This window comes from Mesorhizobium sp. J8, assembly GCF_016591715.1.
Taxonomy (GTDB): domain Bacteria; phylum Pseudomonadota; class Alphaproteobacteria; order Rhizobiales; family Rhizobiaceae; genus Mesorhizobium.
In genome coordinates, this window is the sequence record NZ_AP024109.1 from 6109999 (window position 1) to 6131378 (window position 21380).

The 21380-nt window shown below is 64.0% G+C and carries 18 protein-coding genes; 12 read left to right on the top strand and 6 right to left on the bottom strand.

Annotated elements, in window-relative coordinates:
- The first annotated feature begins 242 nt into the window (after positions 1-242).
- From MJ8_RS29185 to MJ8_RS29195, 3 genes are all read left to right on the top strand, one after another.
- Positions 243-1031, top strand: coding sequence for an acetoacetate decarboxylase (locus MJ8_RS29185; RefSeq protein WP_040989343.1), 789 nt, complete (start codon positions 243-245; stop codon positions 1029-1031).
- Positions 1024-2187: a patatin-like phospholipase family protein gene (locus tag MJ8_RS29190; protein ID WP_201415618.1), complete on the top strand. Its 1164-nt coding sequence runs from the start codon at positions 1024-1026 to the stop codon at positions 2185-2187. Before MJ8_RS29185 ends, MJ8_RS29190 begins: the two co-directional genes overlap by 8 nt.
- A 183-nt stretch (positions 2188-2370) precedes the next feature.
- The gene (locus MJ8_RS29195; RefSeq protein WP_201412030.1) at positions 2371-3213 is read left to right on the top strand and encodes an MFS transporter; all 843 of its coding nucleotides are present in this window, start codon (positions 2371-2373) and stop codon (positions 3211-3213) included.
- Between the two features lie 153 nt (positions 3214-3366).
- Here the strand turns inward: MJ8_RS29195 and MJ8_RS29200 are convergent, their stop codons facing one another.
- Together MJ8_RS29200 and MJ8_RS29205 are read right to left on the bottom strand one after the other, a co-directional pair.
- On the bottom strand, positions 3367-4977 hold the full coding sequence (locus MJ8_RS29200) for an inorganic phosphate transporter (protein WP_201412031.1): 1611 nt from the start codon (positions 4975-4977) through the stop codon (positions 3367-3369).
- Between the two features lie 167 nt (positions 4978-5144).
- Positions 5145-5678, bottom strand: a complete 534-nt coding sequence (locus MJ8_RS29205) for a TetR/AcrR family transcriptional regulator (protein ID WP_201412032.1) — start codon at positions 5676-5678, stop codon at positions 5145-5147.
- A 146-nt stretch (positions 5679-5824) separates the two neighbouring features.
- Between MJ8_RS29205 and MJ8_RS29210 the strand changes: the two genes are divergently transcribed.
- Complete coding sequence (locus MJ8_RS29210) at positions 5825-7132, top strand: efflux RND transporter periplasmic adaptor subunit (RefSeq protein ID WP_201412033.1); 1308 nt, start codon at positions 5825-5827, stop codon at positions 7130-7132.
- On the top strand, positions 7129-10212 hold the full coding sequence (locus MJ8_RS29215) for an efflux RND transporter permease subunit (RefSeq protein WP_201412034.1): 3084 nt from the start codon (positions 7129-7131) through the stop codon (positions 10210-10212). The genes MJ8_RS29210 and MJ8_RS29215 overlap by 4 nt, the downstream gene beginning before the upstream one ends.
- A 178-nt stretch (positions 10213-10390) precedes the next feature.
- Here MJ8_RS29215 and MJ8_RS29220 read toward each other — a convergent pair whose 3' ends face one another.
- Positions 10391-10846: a L,D-transpeptidase gene (locus tag MJ8_RS29220; RefSeq protein WP_201412035.1), complete on the bottom strand. Its 456-nt coding sequence runs from the start codon at positions 10844-10846 to the stop codon at positions 10391-10393.
- A 350-nt stretch (positions 10847-11196) separates the two neighbouring features.
- Here MJ8_RS29220 and MJ8_RS29225 point away from each other — a divergent pair, with 350 nt between their 5' ends.
- Together MJ8_RS29225 and MJ8_RS29230 are read left to right on the top strand one after the other, a co-directional pair.
- Positions 11197-11529, top strand: coding sequence for a hypothetical protein (locus tag MJ8_RS29225; RefSeq protein WP_201412036.1), 333 nt, complete (start codon positions 11197-11199; stop codon positions 11527-11529).
- A 30-nt stretch (positions 11530-11559) separates the two neighbouring features.
- On the top strand, positions 11560-11724 hold the full coding sequence (locus MJ8_RS29230) for a hypothetical protein (protein ID WP_201412037.1): 165 nt from the start codon (positions 11560-11562) through the stop codon (positions 11722-11724).
- A 69-nt stretch (positions 11725-11793) separates the two neighbouring features.
- Here MJ8_RS29230 and MJ8_RS29235 read toward each other — a convergent pair whose 3' ends face one another.
- Positions 11794-12495 (bottom strand): response regulator transcription factor, encoded by a 702-nt coding sequence (locus MJ8_RS29235; RefSeq protein ID WP_201412038.1) that lies wholly within the window; start codon positions 12493-12495, stop codon positions 11794-11796.
- A gap of 93 nt (positions 12496-12588) precedes the next feature.
- Between MJ8_RS29235 and MJ8_RS29240 the strand changes: the two genes are divergently transcribed.
- Together MJ8_RS29240 and MJ8_RS29245 are read left to right on the top strand one after the other, a co-directional pair.
- A complete protein-coding gene (locus MJ8_RS29240; protein WP_225248069.1) occupies positions 12589-13317 on the top strand; it encodes a response regulator transcription factor in 729 nt (242 codons plus the stop codon).
- A 136-nt stretch (positions 13318-13453) separates the two neighbouring features.
- On the top strand, positions 13454-15562 hold the full coding sequence (locus MJ8_RS29245) for an ATP-binding protein (protein WP_201412040.1): 2109 nt from the start codon (positions 13454-13456) through the stop codon (positions 15560-15562).
- A 238-nt stretch (positions 15563-15800) separates the two neighbouring features.
- Here MJ8_RS29245 and MJ8_RS29250 read toward each other — a convergent pair whose 3' ends face one another.
- A complete protein-coding gene (locus MJ8_RS29250) occupies positions 15801-16211 on the bottom strand; it encodes a hypothetical protein (protein ID WP_201412041.1) in 411 nt (136 codons plus the stop codon).
- 478 nt (positions 16212-16689) lie between these two features.
- Here MJ8_RS29250 and MJ8_RS29255 point away from each other — a divergent pair, with 478 nt between their 5' ends.
- A complete protein-coding gene (locus tag MJ8_RS29255) occupies positions 16690-17892 on the top strand; it encodes an aromatic ring-hydroxylating oxygenase subunit alpha (protein ID WP_201412042.1) in 1203 nt (400 codons plus the stop codon).
- Positions 17893-17935: 43 nt separating this feature from the next.
- Here MJ8_RS29255 and MJ8_RS29260 read toward each other — a convergent pair whose 3' ends face one another.
- Positions 17936-19354: an aminotransferase gene (locus tag MJ8_RS29260; RefSeq protein ID WP_201412043.1), complete on the bottom strand. Its 1419-nt coding sequence runs from the start codon at positions 19352-19354 to the stop codon at positions 17936-17938.
- A 290-nt stretch (positions 19355-19644) separates the two neighbouring features.
- Between MJ8_RS29260 and MJ8_RS29265 the strand changes: the two genes are divergently transcribed.
- Entirely contained in the window at positions 19645-20562 is a 918-nt protein-coding gene (locus MJ8_RS29265) for an ABC transporter permease (RefSeq protein ID WP_201412044.1), read from the top strand.
- A complete protein-coding gene (locus MJ8_RS29270) occupies positions 20559-21380 on the top strand; it encodes an ABC transporter permease (protein WP_201412045.1) in 822 nt (273 codons plus the stop codon). The genes MJ8_RS29265 and MJ8_RS29270 overlap by 4 nt, the downstream gene beginning before the upstream one ends.

Sequence of the window (21380 nt, forward strand, 5' to 3'; positions counted from 1 at the left end):
CACGACAGGAGGAGGACAGGGGGAAGAGTATGAAGGCAGACAATCCGGAAGGCACACGATTTGTGCGCCGCAGCATCACAATGCCACACCCATATGTCGGCGCTGTTACAGCTTCACGACGGCATTTGCCGGCTTTGCGGAAGCGCCGTCTTGGCGTTGACACGGCACTGTCATGCTGCCGTGCAACATATTTGCCAGCGCATTCGCGCGGGGTCATTTCAAATCTGTTTGGGGCACCAGCCATGGAAATCGCCGATGTCGTGAAGCGCGCCTATGCGATGCCGCTCACCAACCCGTCCTTCCCGCCCGGCCCTTATCGTTTCTTCGACCGCGAATACATCATCATCACCTACCGCACGACGCGCGAGGCGCTCGAAGCCGTCGTGCCGGCGCCGCTCGAGATCGACGAGCCGCTGGTCAAATACGAATTCATCCGCATGCCGGATTCGACCGGCTTCGGCGATTACACCGAGACCGGCCAGGTCATCCCGGTGCGCTACAAAGGCCAGCACGGCGGCTATGTGCACTCGATGTATCTCGACGACGACGCGCCGATCGCCGGCGGCCGCGAGCTCTGGGGTTTCCCGAAGAAGCTCGCCAGCCCCAAGATCGTGCATGAGGGCGAGGTGGTGGTGGGCACGCTGCACTATGGCAGCGTTCTGTGCGCCACCGGCACCATGGGCTACAAGCATCGCGAGGCCGATCACGACCAGGTGCTGGCCTCGCTCGCCGCGCCCAATTTCCTGATCAAGATCATCCCGCATGTCGACGGCAGCCCGCGCATCTGCGAGCTGGTCCGCTACTATCTCACCGACGTCACGCTGAAGGAGGCCTGGACGGCGCCGGCCGCGCTCGACCTGCGCCCGCATGTCATGGCCGATGTCGCCAAGCTGCCTGTGCTCGACATCGTCTCGGCTGTTCACTTCACCGCCGACCTGACGCTCGGCCTCGGGGAGGTCGTGCATGATTATCTCGCCGACCACGGCCGATCGGCCGCCGGCGCGAAGGAACTGGAGAAAGCCGGTGCTTGAGCGTAACCGCAGCAAGACGACCGCCGCCGCTACCATTGCGGAAATCACGGCGCAGTACGATCGCGTCGCCCTGGTCTTTCAGGGCGGAGGCGCGCTCGGCGCCTATCAGGCGGGAGTCTATCAGGCGCTTGCCGACGCCGGCTGCGAGCCGACCTGGCTCTCGGGCGTCTCGATCGGCGCCATCAACGCTTCGATCATCGCCGGCAACGAGCCGAGCCGCCGCCTGCAGCGGCTGGAGCAGTTCTGGCAGACCGTCTCGGGCCGCAAGATCTGGGCCTATACGCCCGAAGGCGACATCTATCGCGATATCCGCAACCAGACCTCGTCCTTCATGACCATGACCATGGGCCAGCCCGGCTTCTTCAAGCCGCGCAGCCCCAACCCCTGGTTCCAGCTGGCGGGAGCCGAAGGCGCCACCAGCTTCTACGACACCGCCGAGCTCAAGGACACGCTGGAAAGCCTGATCGACTTCGACGTGCTGAACGACGGCAAAAAGCGCTTGAGCGTCGGCGCGGTCAATGTCCGGACCGGCAACTTCGTCTATTTCGACACCGACAAGGTGCGCATCGGGCCGGAGCACATCATGGCGAGCGGCGCTCTGCCGCCGGCCTTCCCCTCGATCCGCATCGAGGGCGAGTATTACTGGGACGGCGGCATCGTTTCCAACACGCCGCTGCAATATCTGCTCGACCAGGAGGAGGACCGCTCCTCACTGGTGTTCCAGGTCGACCTGTTCAGCGCCCGCGGCGTGCTGCCGCGCGGCATGGCCGACGTCCTGTCGCGCCACAAGGACATCATGTATTCCAGCCGCACGCGCCAGAACACCGACAACTTCCAGCGCATCCATGCGCTGAAGATGAAGCTGCTGGATGCGCTGAGGCGCGTGCCGCCGGAGCAGCTCAAGGATGGCGAGAAGGAATTGATGGCCGACTACTCCGACGCCGGCGTCGTCAACATCGTCCACCTGATCTACCAGCACAAAGGCTATGAAGGCCACGCCAAGGACTACGAGTTCTCCGGCACTTCCATGCGCGAGCACTGGGAGATGGGCCTGGAAGACACTGAGCGCACGCTGCGCCACAAGAAATGGCTGATGCTGCCGGACAACGCCGAAGGCGTCACCATCCACGATCTGCACCGCGAAGACCCGACCTGATATCTGCCTTCCGCAACGAGCGGAGTAGTCTCGGGAAAGCCACAGCGGTCGCTCGCCAGGGAGCCCGCAAACTGTGAAGCTCTGCTTCACGGGCCATCAACATTGTCGCGAATAGCCGCTCGCGGCGAGCGGACTTACATCTGAGCGTCAGCAAAATGCGCTGGGCCCGATGGAGTACCGTCAATGACCGCCGAAGCTGTTTCCCCTGCCGTCGTTCCACTGCGCGACGCCTGGCGAGGCCTGCTGTGGTTCGTGCCGCTCACAGGGCTGTGGCTACTCTTGATCTATCGTTGGCCGGCGATCCCGGACAGCGGCGTTCCGACCACGTTTCACCAGCTCGCCGCTCACGGTCTCATCGCTCTCGGATTGTGGCTCGGCCTCGAGCAGACGGGCCTGACGGCGGGCCAACGTCGCGCGACTTGGCTGGCGATCATGATCCCGGATACGCTATGGTTCGCCGTCGCTTGGAGCGCCGCGATCAATGGCGTCTTCCACCCGGACGCCACATCCTTACCGGCGTTGCCGTCGGCCATCGTCCTGCCGGTGATCATCGGCGCACCGCTGTTGCTGCTTTCCAGGCGGATCGGGCAGGTGCTCGATGCGATGCCGGCGAGCTGGCTCGTCGCGCTTCAGCTCTACCGGGTATTCGGCAGTTGGGCGCTCGCGGCGTGGCTGCACGGCGCGCTGCCCGCCGTGTTCGCAGTGCCCGCGGGTATCGGCGACGTGCTGACAGGGCTGTTCGCGTTGCCGGCGGCGATCGCTGCGGCGACCGGCACAGCCGGCGGCCGGAGGGCAGCAACCCTCTGGAACATCCTTGGCCTTGCCGATTTCGCTGTCGCGATCACCATGGGCATAATCACTTCGCCCGGCCCGTGGCAATTGATCGTTCCGGATGTGCTGAGCATCGGCGCCGGGAATTATCCGGGTGTGCTGACCCCTGCTTTCGTGGTGCCAAGCTCAATACTGCTGCACGTTTTATCGCTGCGCCAGCTACGCCGCCTTAGCGCAATTCCAGGAAAAGTGTGAGCGGTTTTCCGCCCGGAATTGCGTAAAAACAAGGAGATAGAACATCTCACCGTTTCCGTAAAATGGCGAAATGTTCTAGCAGGGCGGACGTTGAGCAGCGGTAGAAGGAAACGGCGCCGCCAGCGGCGCCGTTTCCCTGAGGGCCTTCCCGGCTCAGAACACCTGCCGGAAGATCACGAACAGCACGAAGGCCAGCGCGATCGAGCAGGGCAGCGTGAGCACCCAGGCCAGCAGGAGATTGCGCACGGTCGACCACTGCAGGCCGGAGCCGTTGGCCGCCATCGTGCCGGCGACGCCGGACGACAGCACATGGGTGGTCGACACCGGCAGGCCGAGACGGTCGGCCATGCCGATGGTGATCATCGCGACCAGCTCGGCGGCGGCGCCCTGGCCGTAGGTCAGGTGGCTCTTGCCGATCTTCTCGCCGACGGTGACGACGATGCGCTTCCAACCGACCATTGTGCCGAGGCCGAGCGCCAGCGCGACCGCGATCTTCACCCACAGCGGGATGAACTTCGTCGCGTTGTCGACCGCCTTGTGATAGTCGGTAACCGCCTTCAGGTCGGCGTCCTGCATCGGCAGCAGCTTCTTCTTGTCGATCAGCTTCAGCGCTTCGCCGATCAGGTAGATGTCGTTGCGCGCGTTGCTGACCAGGTCTGTCGGAACTTTGTCGACAGTAGCGTAGGGCTGCAGTTCGGCCGTCGTGTTGTGGATGTAGGTCTGCAGCGCGAGCGTCGTCTGGTCGGTCCACGATTTGCTGCGCACGGCTTCCTGCACGGCTGCCTTGGCGGCATTGGCGTCCGCGACGGTGACGCCGGGCTTGACGTATTTGCCCAGCGCCTGCTCGACGGAAACCGAGGCCGACTTGTAGGCGTCGAGATAGTTGACGTCGGGTGTGCGGTTGAGCGCGTAAGCCGTCGGCACCACGCCAATCAGGATCAGCATGATGAGGCCCATGCCCTTCTGGCCGTCATTGGAGCCATGCGCGAAGCTGACGCCGGTGCAGGTGAAGATCAGCAGCGCACGGATCCACCATGGCGGCGGCGTGTTGCCCTTCGGCGCCTCGTAGAGCGCCGGGTTGCGCACCAGAAGCTTCATGGCATAGAGCAGCGCCGCGGCGGCGAAGAAGCCGACGATCGGCGAGACCAAAAGGGTGGTGCCGACATTGGTCGCCTGGCCCCAGTCGACGCCGCTGGTGGCGCTGCCGGCCGGGGCCATGAACTGATTGGCGAGGCCGACGCCGATGATCGAGCCGACCATCGTGTGCGAGCTCGAGGCCGGCAGGCCGAGGAACCAGGTGCCGAGGTTCCACAGGATGGCGGCGACCAGGAGCGCGAACACCATGGCGAAGCCGGATGACGAACCGACCTGCAGGATGAGCTCGAGCGGCAGCAGCGACAGGATGCCGAACGCCACCGCGCCGCTCGAGGTAAGCACGCCGAGGAAGTTGAAGACGCCGGACCACATGACCGCGAATTCGGCCGGCAGCGAACGCGTGTAGATTACGGTGGCGACCGCGTTGGCGGTGTCGTGGAAGCCGTTGACGAACTCGAAGCCGAGCGCGATCAGAAGCGCGATGCCGAGCAGGATCCACGGCACCGTCTTGGCGATGGCCAGATCCTGGCTGAGCGCATAGCCGACATAGATGATGCCGACGAGCACCAGCACGCCGAAAGCCGGCAGGAACCATTTGGCTCCGCTCGATTGTTCTAGGGGATGATCCGGTCTCGGGATCCCCGCCTCACTGGAAACTACGTCCACCATTGTCCCACTCCATTTGCATTGCAGCAAAGAACCGGGAAGGACGCTATGTCGCTAGGATGAAGCTGGTGTGACGCCCTTAACCGTTTGGTCACCACCAAACAGTTTGGTCACCACCAAACAGTTTGGCCGCGGCCAAACAGCTGGTCGCCACCAAACTGTTTTGGTGCCTATCCGGCTATCTTCAGGAGCGAGGACACCAGCAGCTTGCGCTCGTCTTCGGAAAGCACGTCTGAATCGAACAGGTTCATGCTGCGCATCCCCTCGATGGCGAGAAAACAGACCAGCAGCGAGCCAAGGTCCTGCGTCTCCCCCTTCAGCCGTTCGAACAGCTGGCGCTTGAAGGCCTTTATCGGCGTCAGGAAGTCGGGATCCTCCGCGATTGCCGAGAACATCCAGGACGCCGAGGGTTTCGGCCGCTCGCAGTCGTCGGCCGACAGCTCGATATAGGCCGAGAGCACGCTTTCGCGGCCGGCCTCGGCGGCACGTGCCTCCAGCGCCTTCTGGAAATCGCTGAGATAGTTTTCGACCAGCCCCTGCATGAGCTTGGCCTTGGTCGGGAAATTGTAGAGCAGCCCGCCCTTCGACACGCCGGCGCGGCTGGCGACTGCCTCGAGCGACAGGCTTCCCGGGCCTGCCTCGCGCGCAACGTCGGCGGCGGCGGCTAGTATCTTTTCGCGTGAGTTTGCCCTGGGTGCTCTCATCGCGCCTCCCCGTACATTAGCCTAGGCGGAATTGACAAGACCGTCCAGCCGGTACAGTAAGGCGCGCCATTTGAAATCGGGACCTGTCGTCGATATGTGTCCCGGCTTCGATTGTTTTGCCGGTTGCCAGCCGAGGGGGACTATCCGTGAAGCGCTTTTTCATCATCGCCGGATTCTTGCTGCTGCTCGCCTTGGTGTGCGTCGGCATCGTTGGCTTCAACTTCATGCGCGACGCCGGCATCAAGCAGTATTTCGCCACCATGAAGCCCCCGGCCGCGACGGTCTCGACGGTGACGGTGAAGCCGTCGGAATGGACCCCGGGCGTCGAGGCCATCGGCACCGTCAATGCCGTGCGCGGTGTCGACCTTACCGTCGAGACCAGCGGCATCGTCAAGGACATCCTCTTCCACGCCAACCAGAAGGTTGCCGCCGACGCGGTGCTCCTGCAACTGGACGACGCGGTCGAGAAGGCCGATCTGGTGGCGCAGAAGGCGCAGGCCGCCTCGGACCAGGCCGCGCTGACCCGCGCGATCGAATTGCAGCGGCGCGGCGTCGGCACGGACGCGACGCTCGACGCCGCGCGCGCCGCGGCGGACGCCTCGGCCGCGCAGGTCAACAAGCTGCAGGCGGTGCTCGACCAGAAGCAATTGTCCGCGCCCTTCGGCGGCACGGTCGGTATCCCGAAGATCGATATCGGCCAGTATCTGGCCCCGGGCAACTCTGTCGTGACCATCCAGGACCTCGACACGATGCGGGTCGACTTCACGGTTCCCGAACAGCAGTTGCCGCTGCTCAAGATCGGCCAGACCATCAAGCTTGGCAGCAGTCTCGCCGACATGTCCTTTGCCGGCTCCATTCGCGGCATCGACCCCAAGATCGACCCCGCCAGCCGGCTGGTCTCGATCCGCGGCGAGGTCGCCAATCCGGAAGGCAAGCTGACGCCCGGCCAGTTCGTCCAGATCCGTGTCGAGCTGCCGCAGGAGAACAACGTCATCTCCGTGCCGCAGACGGCGGTGACGACCAGCCTCTATGGCGACTATGTCTTCGTCGTCCAGCCGGCGAAGCCCGCCCAGGGTGCTGCCGCCGCGCCGGCAAAACCGGATGAGCAGAAGGCCGGCGCCGACAAGGCGGCCGGCGATGCCGCCAAGCCGCAGGCCGACGCTTCCAAGCCCGCCGTCGACAATGCGGCGAAGCCGGCTGACGCGAAGCCGGCCGACAAGGCGGCCGGCGACGCCGCCAAGCCGGCCGAGGGCGCGCAACAGCCGCTCACCATCTCGCAGGTCTTCGTGAAGCTCGGCCGCCGCAACGAAGGCATGGTCGAGATCGTCGAGGGCCTGAAGGACGGCGACCAGGTCGTCACCGCCGGCCAGAACCGGCTTTTCAACGGCATGTCGGTTGCCGTCGATAACACCATCGACCCCAGCAAATCGGCGAACAAGCAGGTTCAGCAATGAGCTTCTCCGACCTTTTCATCCGCCGGCCGGTGCTCTCGACGGTGCTGGCCTGCATGATCCTGCTTCTGGGCTTCCAGGGCATTTTCAGCTTGTCGATCCGCCAGTATCCGAAGGTCGACGAGACGGCGATCACCATCACCACGGCCTATCCGGGCGCCAGCGCCGACCTGATCCAGGGCTTCATATCGGCGCCGATCGCGCGCGCCGTCGCCTCGACCGAAAACATCGACTACGTCACCTCGTCCAGCCGTCCGTCCTCAAGCACGGTGACGGTGCAGATGAAGCTCGGCTCCAATCCGGACGTCGCGCTCGCCGAGGTGTTGTCCAAGGTCCAGGGTGTGCGCGGCACCTTGCCGGAGGCATCCAAGGATCCCGTCATCGTCAAAGGCACCGGGCAGCAGTTCGCGATGATGTACATCTCGATGCAGAACCCGAACATGACGAAGGAGCAGCTCACCGAATATATCGAGCGCGTCATCCGGCCTCGCATCTCGACCGTGGAGGGCGTCGCCGACGTCCAGATCTTCGGCGCCCAGGAATATTCCATGCGCATCTGGATCGACCCGGTCCGGCTCGCCGCGCGCGGCGCCACGGCGGTGGACGTGCTGACGGCCATCAACAACTCGAACTTCCTGTCGGCGCCCGGCAACACCGAGAACGAATATGTGGTGTCCTCGATCACCGTGCATTCGACCCTGCAGACGCCCGAGGCCTTCGCGCAGTTGCCGGTTCGCTCGACCAACGGCGAGGTTGTCCGCCTGCGCGATGTCGCGCGGATCGAGCTCGGTGCGAAGAACACCGACACCAGGGTGAGCTTCAACGGCAAGCCGGGAACCTTCCTGGCCATCTTCCCGACGCCGGCGGCGAACCCGCTGACGACGGCGGCGGCGCTCACCAAACTCGTGCCGCAAATCCAGGACACGCTGCCGAAAGGCATGACGATCGAGATCGTCTACGACGCCACGGGCCAGATCAGCGCCTCGATCGAGGAAGTGTTCAAGACCATCGGCGAGGCCGTCGCCATCGTCATCGTGGTGATCCTTCTCTTCCTCGGCTCGTTCCGCTCGGTGATGATGCCGATCGTCACCATCCCGCTGTCGCTGATCGGCGTCTGCTTCCTTTTGTTCGCGGTCGGCTACTCGATCAACCTTCTGTCGCTGCTGGCCATGGTGCTGGCGATCGGCCTTGTCGTCGACGACGCCATCGTGGTGGTGGAGAACATCCACCGCCACATGGAGGAGGATCACATGTCGCCGATGCAGGCGGCATTCAACGGCATGCGCGAGATCGCGACGGCCATCGTGGCGATGACCATCACGCTGGCAGCCGTGTTTGCCCCGCTGGCCTTCACCGGCGGCTTGACCGGCGCGCTGTTCCGCGAATTCGCGGTGACGCTGGCCGGCTCCGTGGTGCTGTCGGGCCTGATCGCCATGACGATCACGCCGATGATGTCGGCGCGTTTGCTGAAGCCGGGCCAGCACGGCCGCTTCCAGCGCATCGTCGACGGTACGTTCACGCGCGTCGAGCGCGTTTATGAACGGGCCGTCACCGCTTCGCTCAGGAACCGGCCGGTGACGCTGATCATCGTCGTCGCGCTTGTCGCCCTCACCGGCTTCATGTTCACCAAGACATCGACCGAGTTGGCGCCTGAGGAAGATCAGGGCTTCCTGCTGTCGCTGGTGACCGCGCCGCGCTATGCGACGTCGGATTACACGGAGACCTATGTCAATCAGATCCTGGGGCTCGTGAAGGACATCCCGGAGACCCGGGCGCAGTTCTCGGCCGTTGCCTTCGGCGGCGCCACCAACAGCGCCTTCGTCGGTTTCGCCTTCAAGGACTGGGCCGACCGCAAGCGCAACTCGAAGGAACTGCAGGCCGACATCACCGCACGGCTCGCCAAGGTCGCCGGCGTTCAGGCCTTCGTCTTCGCGCCGCCGACGCTGCCCGGTTCCGGCGGCGGCCTGCCGATTTCCATGGTCGTGCGCTCCACCGGCGATCCCTCGGAAGTCTTCGAGCAGGCGGAGAAGATCAAGAACAAGGCGCAGGCCTCAGGCCGCTTCATCGTCGTGCAGAACTCGATGGCCTACGATGCGCCGCAAGTGACCGTCACCATCGATCGCGAGCGCGCGGCGGCTTTGAACCTGCCGATTGCCGATATCGGCAACACATTGACGCTGCTGGTCGGCGGCGCCGAGGTGGCGCAGTTCGATCGTGATTCCAACAGCTACGACATCATCCCGCAGGTGCCGCAGGAATTCCGCGACAATCCCGAGAAGCTCGGCGAGTATTTCGTCCGCAGCGTCGACGGCAAGATGGTGCCGCTGTCGGCGGTCGTGAAGATTTCGACCAATGCCTCGCCGGCGGCCATCGAACAGTTCAACCAGCTGAACTCCTCGACGATCTCGGCCCTGCCTCTGCCCGGCGTGACCACCGGCGACGGCCTGAAAGTGCTGGAGGATCTCGCCAGGGAGACCCTTCCCGACACCTTCTTCGTCGACTATTCCGGCCAGTCGCGGCAGGAGAAGGAGCAGGGCAACACCATCCTGATCGCCTTCGCCGCGGCCGTCATCGTCATCTACCTGGTGCTGGCGGCCCAGTTCGAGAGCTTCCGCGACCCGCTGATCATCATGATGGCGGTACCGCTGTCGATCTTCGGCGCGATCGTGCCGCTCAACATCGGGCTGGGGACGCTCAACATCTACACCCAGGTCGGCCTGATCACGCTGATCGGGTTGATCACCAAGCACGGCATTCTGCTGGTGGAATTCGCCAACCAGCAGCGGGAGATCCACGGCATGCGCCGCCGCGACGCCATCATCGCTTCGGCCAAGGTGCGCCTGCGGCCGATCCTGATGACCACGGCGGCCATGGCGCTGGGCGTCGTGCCGCTGATCGTCTCGAGCGGCGCGGGCGCGGCCGCGCGCTATTCGATGGGCCTGGTCATCTTCACCGGCATCTTGGTCGGCACGATGTTCACGCTCTTCGTCGTGCCGATGTTCTACACCTTCATCGCCAGCAAGGACCTGCCGCACCTCGCCGAGAAGCCCGATCCGAAGCTGATGCCGGCGCTGCCGAGCTGAGAAAGCGACGAACCGAAAGCAAAAGAGGCCGGAAATCCCGGCCTCTTTTTTTGGCGGTCGCCTCACGGCTTCGGCGCTGAGCAATTCCAGGAAAAGCGTATAACGGCTTTCCGTCAGGAATTGCGTCTCACAAACCGCGCGGAAGGCGGCAACCGGCCAGCTACTTTATCCCGGCGCGTCACTTCACGATGAGGATGCTGGTGTTGCCGGGGCCGAACGCCTCGACCAACTGATAGAAATCAGCCGCCGCATCCGGATGCAGCCGCACGCAGCCATGCGAGGCGGGACGGCCGAGACGGCTGATGGCATAGGTGGCGTGGACGGCATAACCGCCGCTGAAGAACACCGAATGCGGCATCGGCGCGTTATCGTATTTCTTCGAATACCACATCTCATGCATGCGGGTCGGCTTGAACGAACCGGTCGGCGTGATGTGCCTCCTGTCGCCGGTCGAGACTTTCCAGGTGTAGGTCGGGCGGCCATCGACCGTGACCTCCATGATCTGCTGCGACAGCGAAACCTTGGCCACGATCTGGTTGGCATGGGCGGCGTTGCCGGCGCCGAACAGCAGTGCAGCACCCGTGAGCGCGGCGGCGGTGATATTGATGAGCTTGGCGGAAATGGCGGTATGCATGACGATCCCTCTCTGTTTCTTGCCGGTCGCGCCGGCTTCAAATCGATGGGCTCTTATCGGGTCCGTCCGTTTCAGACCTATTTCGCTTGATGCTCGTTTCTGTTTCGGATCGGTTTCTACAAGCTTATGGCGAGGCCGGCTGAACGGCTCGGCGCGGCCTTTTCGAGACCAGGCGTTCAGGCGCCGCACAATGAGCTCGGATCAGGAACGAAAGTTCATTTCGCCTGTATATGAAAGATGCGGGGCCGTTTTCGAAACCAATCTGCAACAAAGTGCAGCCACGGCGGCATGATCCGGATACAGGCCGGCGGCACATTTGACGCAACGGGAACAGACATCTGCAAACGAAAATGGGCAGGAAATCGAAACTCCGCTCCTGGCTTCTCGGGATCGGCGTCGCGGTGATCGTGCTCGGCGGCACCGGCTCGGTAGCCGGCAACCCGGCGACGACGCTGTCGGCGACGGGTACCGCCGAGGTTTCGACGCTGCACATGGTTCTGTTCATCGCCACGGTCTGGATTGTTTCCAGCCTGCGCGTCCACCGGCTGAAGGCCCTCTGGCGGGTCGGCCGTCGGCTGATGAGGACGCGCGGCCCCTCCGGCTACTTGCTGCCGAGAGGACCGAAGGCCCGCGCCGCAGCGGGGGGCTCCGTCAGCGGCGCGGGCGCTTCGGGAGTTTCCTGAAGCACTGACGATCGAGATTGGGAATACGACATGAAGACGAACCTTGCCGCCTCGGTGCTTTCCGCGCTTCTCTACGCGCAGGGCCTGCTCGGCTTCGCCGCGCTGGCAACGGTGCTGCTGAAGGAGCGCACCCCGGTTGAAATGACCGTCAGCGCCAACCTTCCAACTGGACCCTCGGTCGTCGTGGTGCGCTGAGCGCCGGACATTGGATGACCATCGCCCAAAATGATCACCGCTTTCGTGAATCCGATGCTCGACCTGAACTCACTCGTTGCGCGAGAGCGGCGGATCGAAACGATAGCCGGCGCCGCGGATGGTGGTGATGGTCTCGGTGTCGAGCTTGCGGCGCAGCCGCACGATGCGCGAATCGATCGAACGGTCGAAAGCGTCGGCATTCTCGGCCGGCGCCGCGGCAATGATGTCGTCGCGCGTCAGCACCTTGCGCGGACTCGCCAGGAACAGCTTCAGCAGCGCCACCTGGCCGGGAGAAAGCTGCTCCTCCGTGCCCGAGCGATGCATCACCATGGCCGACCGCAGATCGACGGTGGCGTTTTCCAGCACGATCAGTTCCCCTGCCGCCCGGCCGCGTCTCATCAGCAGGCCGCCGATCCGCGCGGCAAGCTCGCGCACGTTGAGCGGACTTTCGATGACGTCTGCGGCACCGAGTTCGAGCGCCAGCACCTTGTCGACGAGGTCGCGCGGCCGGCAGATCAGGATGAAATCAGGACCGCCCTCGCCACCTCCGCCCTGGCTACTGTAACGCCTGAGAAGTTCGCGCCCCTCGGCCTGGGTGACCTCATCGCCGACCACGACGACATCGATACCGCCGGCCGAAAGCAGCGTCTCCGCCTCCCAGGGCTGGCGCGCCTGGCGCACGTCGTGCCCGCGCCGCTCGAGATGGTCGGCGAGATCGCCGGCCACCACCTCGGCGACGGACACAAGCGCAATGACGGATCGTGCGGCCATTTTCTCCACCCCGCCACAGACAACTCGAGATGAGTGCTGGACATCATGTTTATACCCAATCTACTTTCCGCTGAAAGCGGGAGCGAGCGCGTCGTGAAGGCACGCATCATCGTCGTCGAGGACGAACCGGATCTGAGGGAGGCCGTGGCCGAGTATCTCGGCGCCAGCGGCTATGACGTCGTGACGGCCGAGAATGCCGTGGCGGCGCGCGCGCTGTTCGAAGCGCAGCCCTTCCACCTTGCCATCCTCGACATCGCCATGCCCGGCGAGGACGGGCTGTCGCTCGGCCGCTGGCTGCGCTCCAAGACCCAGATCGGCATCATCTACGCCACCGCCGCCGGCACAGCGCTCGACCGCATCGTCGGGCTGGAGCTCGGCGCCGACGATTACATCGTCAAGCCATATGAATTGCGCGAGGTGCTGGCGCGGGTGCGCAGCGTTTTGCGCCGCGTGCCGCAACCGGCCGAGCCGCAGGCGCGGAAGGCCGAAGCCGGCAATCGCCGCTTCATGAATTTCGGCGGCTTCCAGGCCGATTTCGACGGCCGCCTGGTCACCACCGCCAACGGCGCGGTGATCGAGATGGCCAAGAGCGAGTTCGATGTGCTCGAGGTTTTCCTCACCCGCGCCAACCGGCTCCTGACGCGGGCAGCGATTTCGGAAGCGATCGGCTTCGTCGAGGATCCGGAATCCTCGCGTGCGGTCGACATCCGCATCATGCGGTTGCGAAAGAAGATCGAGGCCGACCCCGCCAATCCGAAATTCCTGCGCACGGTGCGCGGCGAAGGCTATATCTTCTCGCTGCCGAGTGGCGACGCCAATTAGAATGGCGTGAAACGGCCGGGCTGGGCGCCTTGGCCGTAGCCTTCCGTCCGAAATTGCGTCAAAACAAAAAGGAAAGAGCGGTTCCCGTGGAACGGAGGGACACTCTGAACGACCGGCGTCCCGGCCAGGTATGACCATGACTGCTGATGCAGCACGCACCGATATGCATGGCTCGCGTCCGGGCGGCGCCGCGATGGCGGCAGTCCATGTCGTGCGCCGCCTGCGCGAGGCAGGCGACTGGCAGCGCGAGATGGACGACATATTGGGGACGGTCTGCCGCAAGATGGAATGCCAGCGCGGCATCCTCTTTCGCCTGCGTGAATTGCCGGGCCAAGGCTTTGCCCAGTCCGTCGCCGCCTATTGGATCGACCCTGATTTCGGCGGCGAGCTGGCCTCGCCCACGGTGATCGTGCAGTCGATCATCAACTCGGATTCCTTGCTGGAGCGGCTGCAGGAAGACGAGCGGCAAGGCAAGATCTTCTCCGGCCACACGCGCGACCTCGACGGCTTCCTGCGGGCCGACTTCGAGAAGCAGAACATCAAGTCGTTCCTGTCCGTCTCTGTTTTCGCGCATGGCCACCTCTGGGGCACGCTGGCCGTCAACGACTGCGTCGCCGAGCGTGAATGGACGGATGAGGAAGAGGCGACGCTGCACATCATCGCCTTGGCCATCGGCGACGCCATCGAGCGCTCGCCATCCGAGGCGCACGCCAGCGAGGTGATCCGCCGCACCATGCTGCAGGCCTCGCTGGACGCCATCATCGTCATCGACGAGACGGGCTCGATCATCGAGTTCAATCCCGCCGCCGAGAAGATGTTCGGCTTCCAGCGCAGCGCCATCCTGGGCAAGGACCTGCTCGATACCATCGTTCCGGTTTACTACCGCAAAGGCTATGCCTCCGGCGCCGAATACATGGCCGGCCGAGGCGCGCCGATGGTCGGCCAGCGGCTGGAGACCGTCACCCAGAACGCCGCTGGCGAGATCTTCCCGATCGAGCTGACGGCGACCGAGATGCGCGTTGCCGACCGCCGCCTGATCTTCGGCTCGATCCGCGACCTGCGTGAAAAGCTGCAGGCCGAGGAGGAGATCAACCGACAGCGCGAGAAGCTGCACCAGAACGAGAAGATGGCGGCGATGGGCTCGCTGCTTGCCGGCGTCTCGCATGAGCTCAACAACCCGCTGGCGGTGGTGGTGGCGCAGTCGACGTTGCTGCATGAATTCGCCGGCGACCCGCAGACCAAAGTGCGCGCCGAGAAGGTGCGCGCCGCCGCGGAGCGATGCGGTCGCATCGTCAAGAGCTTCCTGTCGATGGTGCGGCTGCACCCGACCGAACAGGCCGAGACGGATCTCAACCAGGTGATGCGCTCGGCGCTCGAGGTCACCGCCTACGGCGCGCGCTCCAGCGGCATCATCATCGACACCGATTTTGCCGACGGACCGCTGCTTGCCCTGGCCGACGCCGACCACATCACCCAGGTGGTGGCCAACTTTCTCATCAACAGCCAGCACGCGCTGGCCGGCATGCCCGGCGAGCGGCACATCAAGGTGCGGACCTTCCGCAACGAACACGGCAATCCGGGCTTCTCTGTCGAGGACAACGGCCCGGGCATTCCGGAAGCGATCCGCGCGCGCATCTTCGAGTCCTATTTCACCACCAAGCCGGTCGGCGTCGGCACCGGCATCGGCCTGTCGATCTCGAAATCGATCGTCGAGCGCCATCACGGCAGCATCCGGTTCGAGGAAGTGCAACCGAACGGCGCGCGCTTCGTCGTGCAATTGCCGGCGATCGCGGTCGGCGGCGCCAGGCCAGGCGAAGGCCCTGCGCGTTCGAGCGGGCTGCGCCATGCGCTGGTGATCGACGACGAGCCGGACGTCGCCGCCTCCTTGTCCGACATACTCGAGTTGATGGGCGTGAAGTCGCGCGTCGTGGCAAGCTGGACATCGGCGGCCGACGTGTTGAACGGTCACATGCCGCCGGACATCGTCTTTTCCGATCTGCGCATGCCGGGCATCAGCGGTATTGCGATCTACCGCGAGCTGCTCGCGCAGCAGCCCCCGCTCGCCAAGCGCTTCGTGCTGGTGACCGGCGACATGATCGGTGCCAAGGCCGAGATCGAAGCGCTGCCGCCGCAGCAGCGCCCGCATATACTGGAAAAGCCTTTCTCGACGCTCGACGTCCGCGGCATCCTGTCGACGGTCGCCGACGAAGCCGCCGCCGCAGCCGACAACGGCGCGCATATCTGAGCCGAGATCGCACCACTGCAGGATCTGGTGAGATTCAGGTCAAGCCGAGCCGAGAGTGGCGGTATCCGAGAACCGGAGCGGAGCGTACGAAAAGTACGTGAGCACCGGAAGCCAAGGACGCCGCCACTCGCAGGCCGGCTTCACCTGAACATCGCCGGATCCGAAAAAAAGAGGCTCCCGACCCACTTTCGCGGCGGGAGCCTGACTGGAGCGCAGGAGGGTGCGCTCAGGGGAGCTCTTAGAAAACGTTCGGCGTGTTGGTGAGCGGCGCGGCGTTGGCGATCATGCGCACCGCGCGTTCCCGGCGCTGGCCGGACTGTTCGGCGATGGCGCGCAGGCAATCGAGGCTCTCGGCGCCCCAGTTCTGGCCCTTGCAGGCAAAGTCGACCGCGGATTCCGGCAGACGGGCGGTCTTGAGCGTGGTCTGCGCGCCCTCGATGACATTGGCGGGCGGATTGATCGAGGCGAAAGCCGGGCCCGAGGCGGGTGCCGCCAGCATGCCGACGAAGGCGCAAGCGCCGATCGCCATGAACATCGCCATCGGATGATCGCTGGCGCGCTGGCGCAACGCCAGCTTCGGCCGGCGGTCATTGCGCTCCGGACCATGCAGGCGGCGATCATTATCGGCGGTACGAACTTTCGCAAACACGGTTGTTCCCTTCGCTATCTTTCTTTTCGCTATGAAACGAACTTAATCGCACCAGGTAACAGCCGAATGATCGATGGCGATTATCTGTGTAACAGGATTGAAACAGGCACCGAAGGCTCCAGCATCCCAATCCGAGGCAACCATTCGACCGGTCTTCGAAGCTGGTCGGTGTAGACAATGCGCCTGTCCCGCCCGACCGACTGTAAACAGCCTCACACAGCGATGCCTGAACCGAGCGCTTCGCGGCCGCCTGCCACACGCCCCTGGATCGATCGAGACATGCCCTCCTGCAGGCAGTCTGCGGCCACTTACGATCGCCGTTCCGCTCTTCGATTAAGGCCCGGATTTTCCGGGATTTTTCCGGCTCAGGCGGGTCGAACTTGCCGCCACAAAAATTCCATACTTTCGCAAGCCATTGCATTTCAACGAAAAATATGTTTATATTGAATGAGTATTCAACAAAAAGAAGAGCATACCGATGAACCCGCACCTCCGTGACGTGGCGATTCCCAACGATTGGGACCGGCGGGGTTTGCCGGGGTGGAGCTACCATTCCAACGCTCTTCTCGAGCTCGAGAAGGAATACGTCTTCCGCAATCATTGGCAGATCGTCGGCCATGTCTCCGACGTGCCGAATCCGGGCGACTATCTGACCATGGACGTCATCGGCGAACGCGCGCTGATCCTGCGCGGCAAGGACGGCGTCGTGCGTGCCTTCAACAATATGTGCCGCCACCGCGGCAGCCGCGTCGTCGCCGACAGCCAGGGCAGTTGCAAGAACGCGCTTGTGTGCCCGTTCCATGGCTGGGTCTACAATCTCGACGGAACTCTGCGCGGTGCCGCCCGTCCGCGCTCCTTCCCCGAGCTCGACAAGACCGAGTTCGGCCTGATGCCGCTCGACCTCGAAATCTGGATGGGCTTCATCTTCATCCGCTTCCGCAAGGGCGGCCCGCAGCCTTCGGTGGCCGAGCTCTTGAAGCCGATCGAAGCCGAGATGGCGCATTACAACGTCGGCGAAATGGTGCCGTCCTGGGGCATCTGGACACAGAGATCGCCGGTCAACTGGAAGTCGGTGCGCGACGTCGACAATGAGGGCTATCACGTCGCCATGGCGCATCCGGCGCTGCAGGACCTCTATGGCGCCACCTATTTCGACGAGCCTTTCGTCAACGGCGTGTCGCGCTCCTTCGCCACCTACAATCCGCATGCCGGCCGGCGCTGGAGCGTGCGCGAGTACATCAAGCTCGCGCCCGAGGCCACGCATCTGCCGGAGCATCTGCGCAAGGCCTGGATCTATTACGGCATCTTCCCCAACAACGCGCTGTCGATCATGCCGGAATCGGTGCAGTTCTATCAGGAGTTCCCGATGTCGACCGGCGAGACGCTGCTGCGCGGCGCGGTCTACCGCTACAAGGACGAGACCAGGGAACAGGCGGCCGCACGCTACCTAGCCTATCGCATCGACCGCGACACTATGAACGAGGACGTGCAGCTTTCCGTGTGGTCGAACGAATCCATGCTGTCGGAAGCCTTCGAGGGTTTTTATCTCTCCGACCTCGAATATGGCGTGCGCACCCACCACGACCATCTGCGCAGGCAGGTCCCGGTGCTCAACCTGGAGACGGCGCCCGAGGAAAAGGACATGTGGGGGCTGAACGAAGCGCTGAGGTCGAGGGGATGAGCTCTTTTCTTCTCCCCGTCCCACGGGGAGAAGGAAGAGCCAATCACCCCCGCCAGACGCCTTCCTTCCTGAGGTCATCCATGGTCCGCGAAATCCCTTCCCGCAGGATCGCCACCATATCGTCGACCTGCTCTTTGGTGATGATCAGCGGCGGCGACATCACGCACATGTTGATCAGCGGCCGCACCAGAAGGCCGAGTTCGTGGCAATGCGCGTCGATGCGTTTGCCAACATCCTTGTCGAGCTGAAGCGGATCCTTGCTTTCGCGATCGGCGACGCATTCGACGCAAGCCATCAGGCCGACGCCGCGTACCTCGCCGACCAGCGGCAGCTCTTCCAGCGTCTTCAGTTGCGCCTGGAAATAGGGCGCGATCTCGCGCGCGTGGGCAAGCACGCCCCCCTCCAGCAGGTCGAGATTCTTCAGCGCCACCGCGCAGCCGATCGGATGGCTGGTGTAGGTGAGGCCATGGCCAAACAGGGCGTCAGGGTGGTTGGACCGGCGCAGCTCTTCCAGCAGCCGCTCGGAGATGATGACGCCGCCGAGCGGGAAATAGCCCGACGTGACGCCCTTGGCGAAGGTGATCATGTCCGGATCGATGCCGAACACGTCGCGGGAGGCGAAGACGTGGCCGAGCCGCCCGAAGCCGGTCACCACCTCGTCCGAGACATAGAGGATGTCGTTCTCGCGGCAGATCTCGCGGATGCGCTTCAGGTACCCGTCCGGCGGCACAACGACACCGCCGGAAGCCTGCACCGGCTCGCCGACAAAGGCGCCGATGCGCTCCGCGCCGACGCGCGCGACGGTGTCGCGGAACTGCTCGACGAGAAAATCGGTGAAGGCGGCGATGCTCATCTCCTTCGGCCGCCGGAACGGATCGGGCGAGGACAGCTTCACCACCAGATCGTCGGCGCCGTCCATCCAGTCGCGGTCGCGCGGGCGGCCGTTGAGCGAGGCCGACAGATAGGTCGAGCCGTGATAGGCGCCGCCGCGGCTGAGGATGAGCTTCTTCTCCGGCCGTCCGCGGACGTTGTTGTAGAACTGCATGAAGCGCAGCGCCGTCTCTACCGCCGACGAGCCGCCGGTGGTGAAGAAGGTGTGGCTGAGATCGCCGGGTGCCGCATCGGCGATGCGCCGCGCGAGCTCGGCCGAGGGCGCGTTCATCGTGTACCACGGCGTGTTGTAGGAGAGTGCCATCGCCTGGTCGTACATGACCTTGGCCAGCTCCTCGCGGCGATGGCCGACATTGATGCACCACATGCCGGCCGGCCCGTCGATCAGGCGCTTCCCGGAGCCGTCGGTGATGTAGATGCCGTCGCCCTCGCCGATCAGCGCGCGCGCCTCGTTGCCGACCGAGCCGGCATAAGGCCAGGGCTGGACGAGATGGCGCTTGGCGAGCTCGACCGCGTCGTCATCGTCAGGCCCGATGAGTTCACTTGCCTTGATCTTGCTTTGAGCCGCCATTTTCGCCTCGCATCGCCAGGTTGCTGAATTTTCATCGGGTATCAAACGACGCGGAAAACCATGGGAACTCGGCTTTTCATCACTTCATTTTGAATATCCGTTCAATCAATATCGCAGAAATAGCGCTTGATTTCAATCGGCGGATGCGCTCATGATGAAAGAAAGCCGGCAAGCCAGGAGCGATCGCGCTCCAAGCATAATTCGGGAACAGGCGGCCGGCGCCGCGAATGGGAAGGCCGCATGGCGGGACAGTCCGAGCCAGCTACCGAAATCACGCCCGGAGCGCTGCAATGACGGTTGCCGCGGAAGGGTCGCCCCCGCTGCGCATGGCGGGATCGAGACGAAGTCCCCTTCTGCAATCGGAAGCCGTCCAGGGCTTTGCCCTGATCAGTCCCACCTTCGTCTACGCCCTCATTCTCCTCGTCCTGCCGATCCTGGTCGTCATCGCCCATTCCTTCTGGACGCAGAACTACCTCACCATCGACCACACCTTCACGCTGGACAACTACCGGATCGCGCTGACCGAGCCGATCTACCGCGACCTGCTCTGGCGCTCGCTCTACATCTCGCTGACGGTCAGCCTGCTGACGGTGGCGCTCGCCTACCCGATCGCTTATTTCATTTCCTTCCACGGCGGCCGCCACAAGAGCCTGTGGCTGTTCCTCATCACCATCCCGTTCTGGACCAGCTACCTGTTGCGCGTGATGTCGTGGAAGGTGATCCTCGGCTACAACGGCGTCCTCAACTCCGGCCTTATGGGCCTCGGCATCATCGACCAGCCGTCGACGGCGCTCCTCTACAATTCCAGCGCCGTCATCATCACGCTCACCCATGCCTGGGCGACCTTCGCCATCCTGCCGATCTTCGTGTCGCTGGAGAAGGTCGACCGCACCCTGGTGGAGGCCGCGACCGACCTCGGCGACGGACCGCTGCGCTCCTTCCTGCGCGTCACCCTGCCGCTGTCGGCGCCCGGCGTCATCTCGGCCGCGCTGATCGTCATGATCCCCACCGTCGGCGACTATGTGACGCCGAAGCTGGTCGGCGGCAAGGATGGCGTCATGATCGCCAATGCCATCCAGGCGCAGTTCGGCAAGGCGTCGAACTGGCCGCTGGGCGCGGCACTTTCCGTCACCACCATGATCATCGTCTCGCTGATGGCCGGCGCCACCGTGCTGGCCATCCGCGCCCTGCAGAAGCTGGCGCGATGACGGCGATAAGACGTTTCCTGCCTAGCTGGCTGTCGAGCTACGCCGTCCTCTATCTGTTGTTCCTTTATCTGCCGGTGATCTTCCTGCCGATCTTCTCGATCAACACGGCGGCGACGCCCAAATTCCCGCTCTCGGGCGTCACCCTGCACTGGTACGAGGATCTGCCGCGCACGCCGGCGCTGATCGACGCGACCTGGAACAGCCTGATCGTCGGCGTCTCCGCCTCGATCCTGTCGACGGTGCTGGGCATCCTCGCCGCCCGCTCGATCACCCGCTACCGCTACCCCGGCCGCCGCGCCATCAACGGCCTGATCATGGCGCCGCTGGTGCTGCCGGAGGTGATCGTCGCCATCTCCATGCTTTTGGTGATGCTGCAGCTTGGCCTCAGCCTGTCGCTGTTCACCGTGGTGCTCGGCCACGTCCTGGTCTGCATCCCCTATTCGATGACCGTTCTGACCTCCGGCTTCGAGGGTTTCGACCGCAGCCTGGAGGAGGCGTCCGCCGATCTGGGCGAAAGCGCCTTCGGCACTTTCCGGCGCGTGACGCTGCCGATGGTCGCGCCGGCGATCATCTCCAGCCTGCTCGTCTGTTTCACCATCTCGCTCGACGAATTCATCATTGCCTTCTTTCTCACCGGCACCGAGGCGACGCTGCCGATCTACATCTGGGGCCAGTTGCGCTTCGCGGCCAAGCTCCCCGGCGTGCTGGCGCTCGGCACCCTGCTGCTTTTCGCTTCCTTCGTGCTGATGACGATTGCCGAAATCCTGCGCCGCCGCGCAGCGAGACGCACCCAGAACGAGGGAGGCCTATATGCTTGA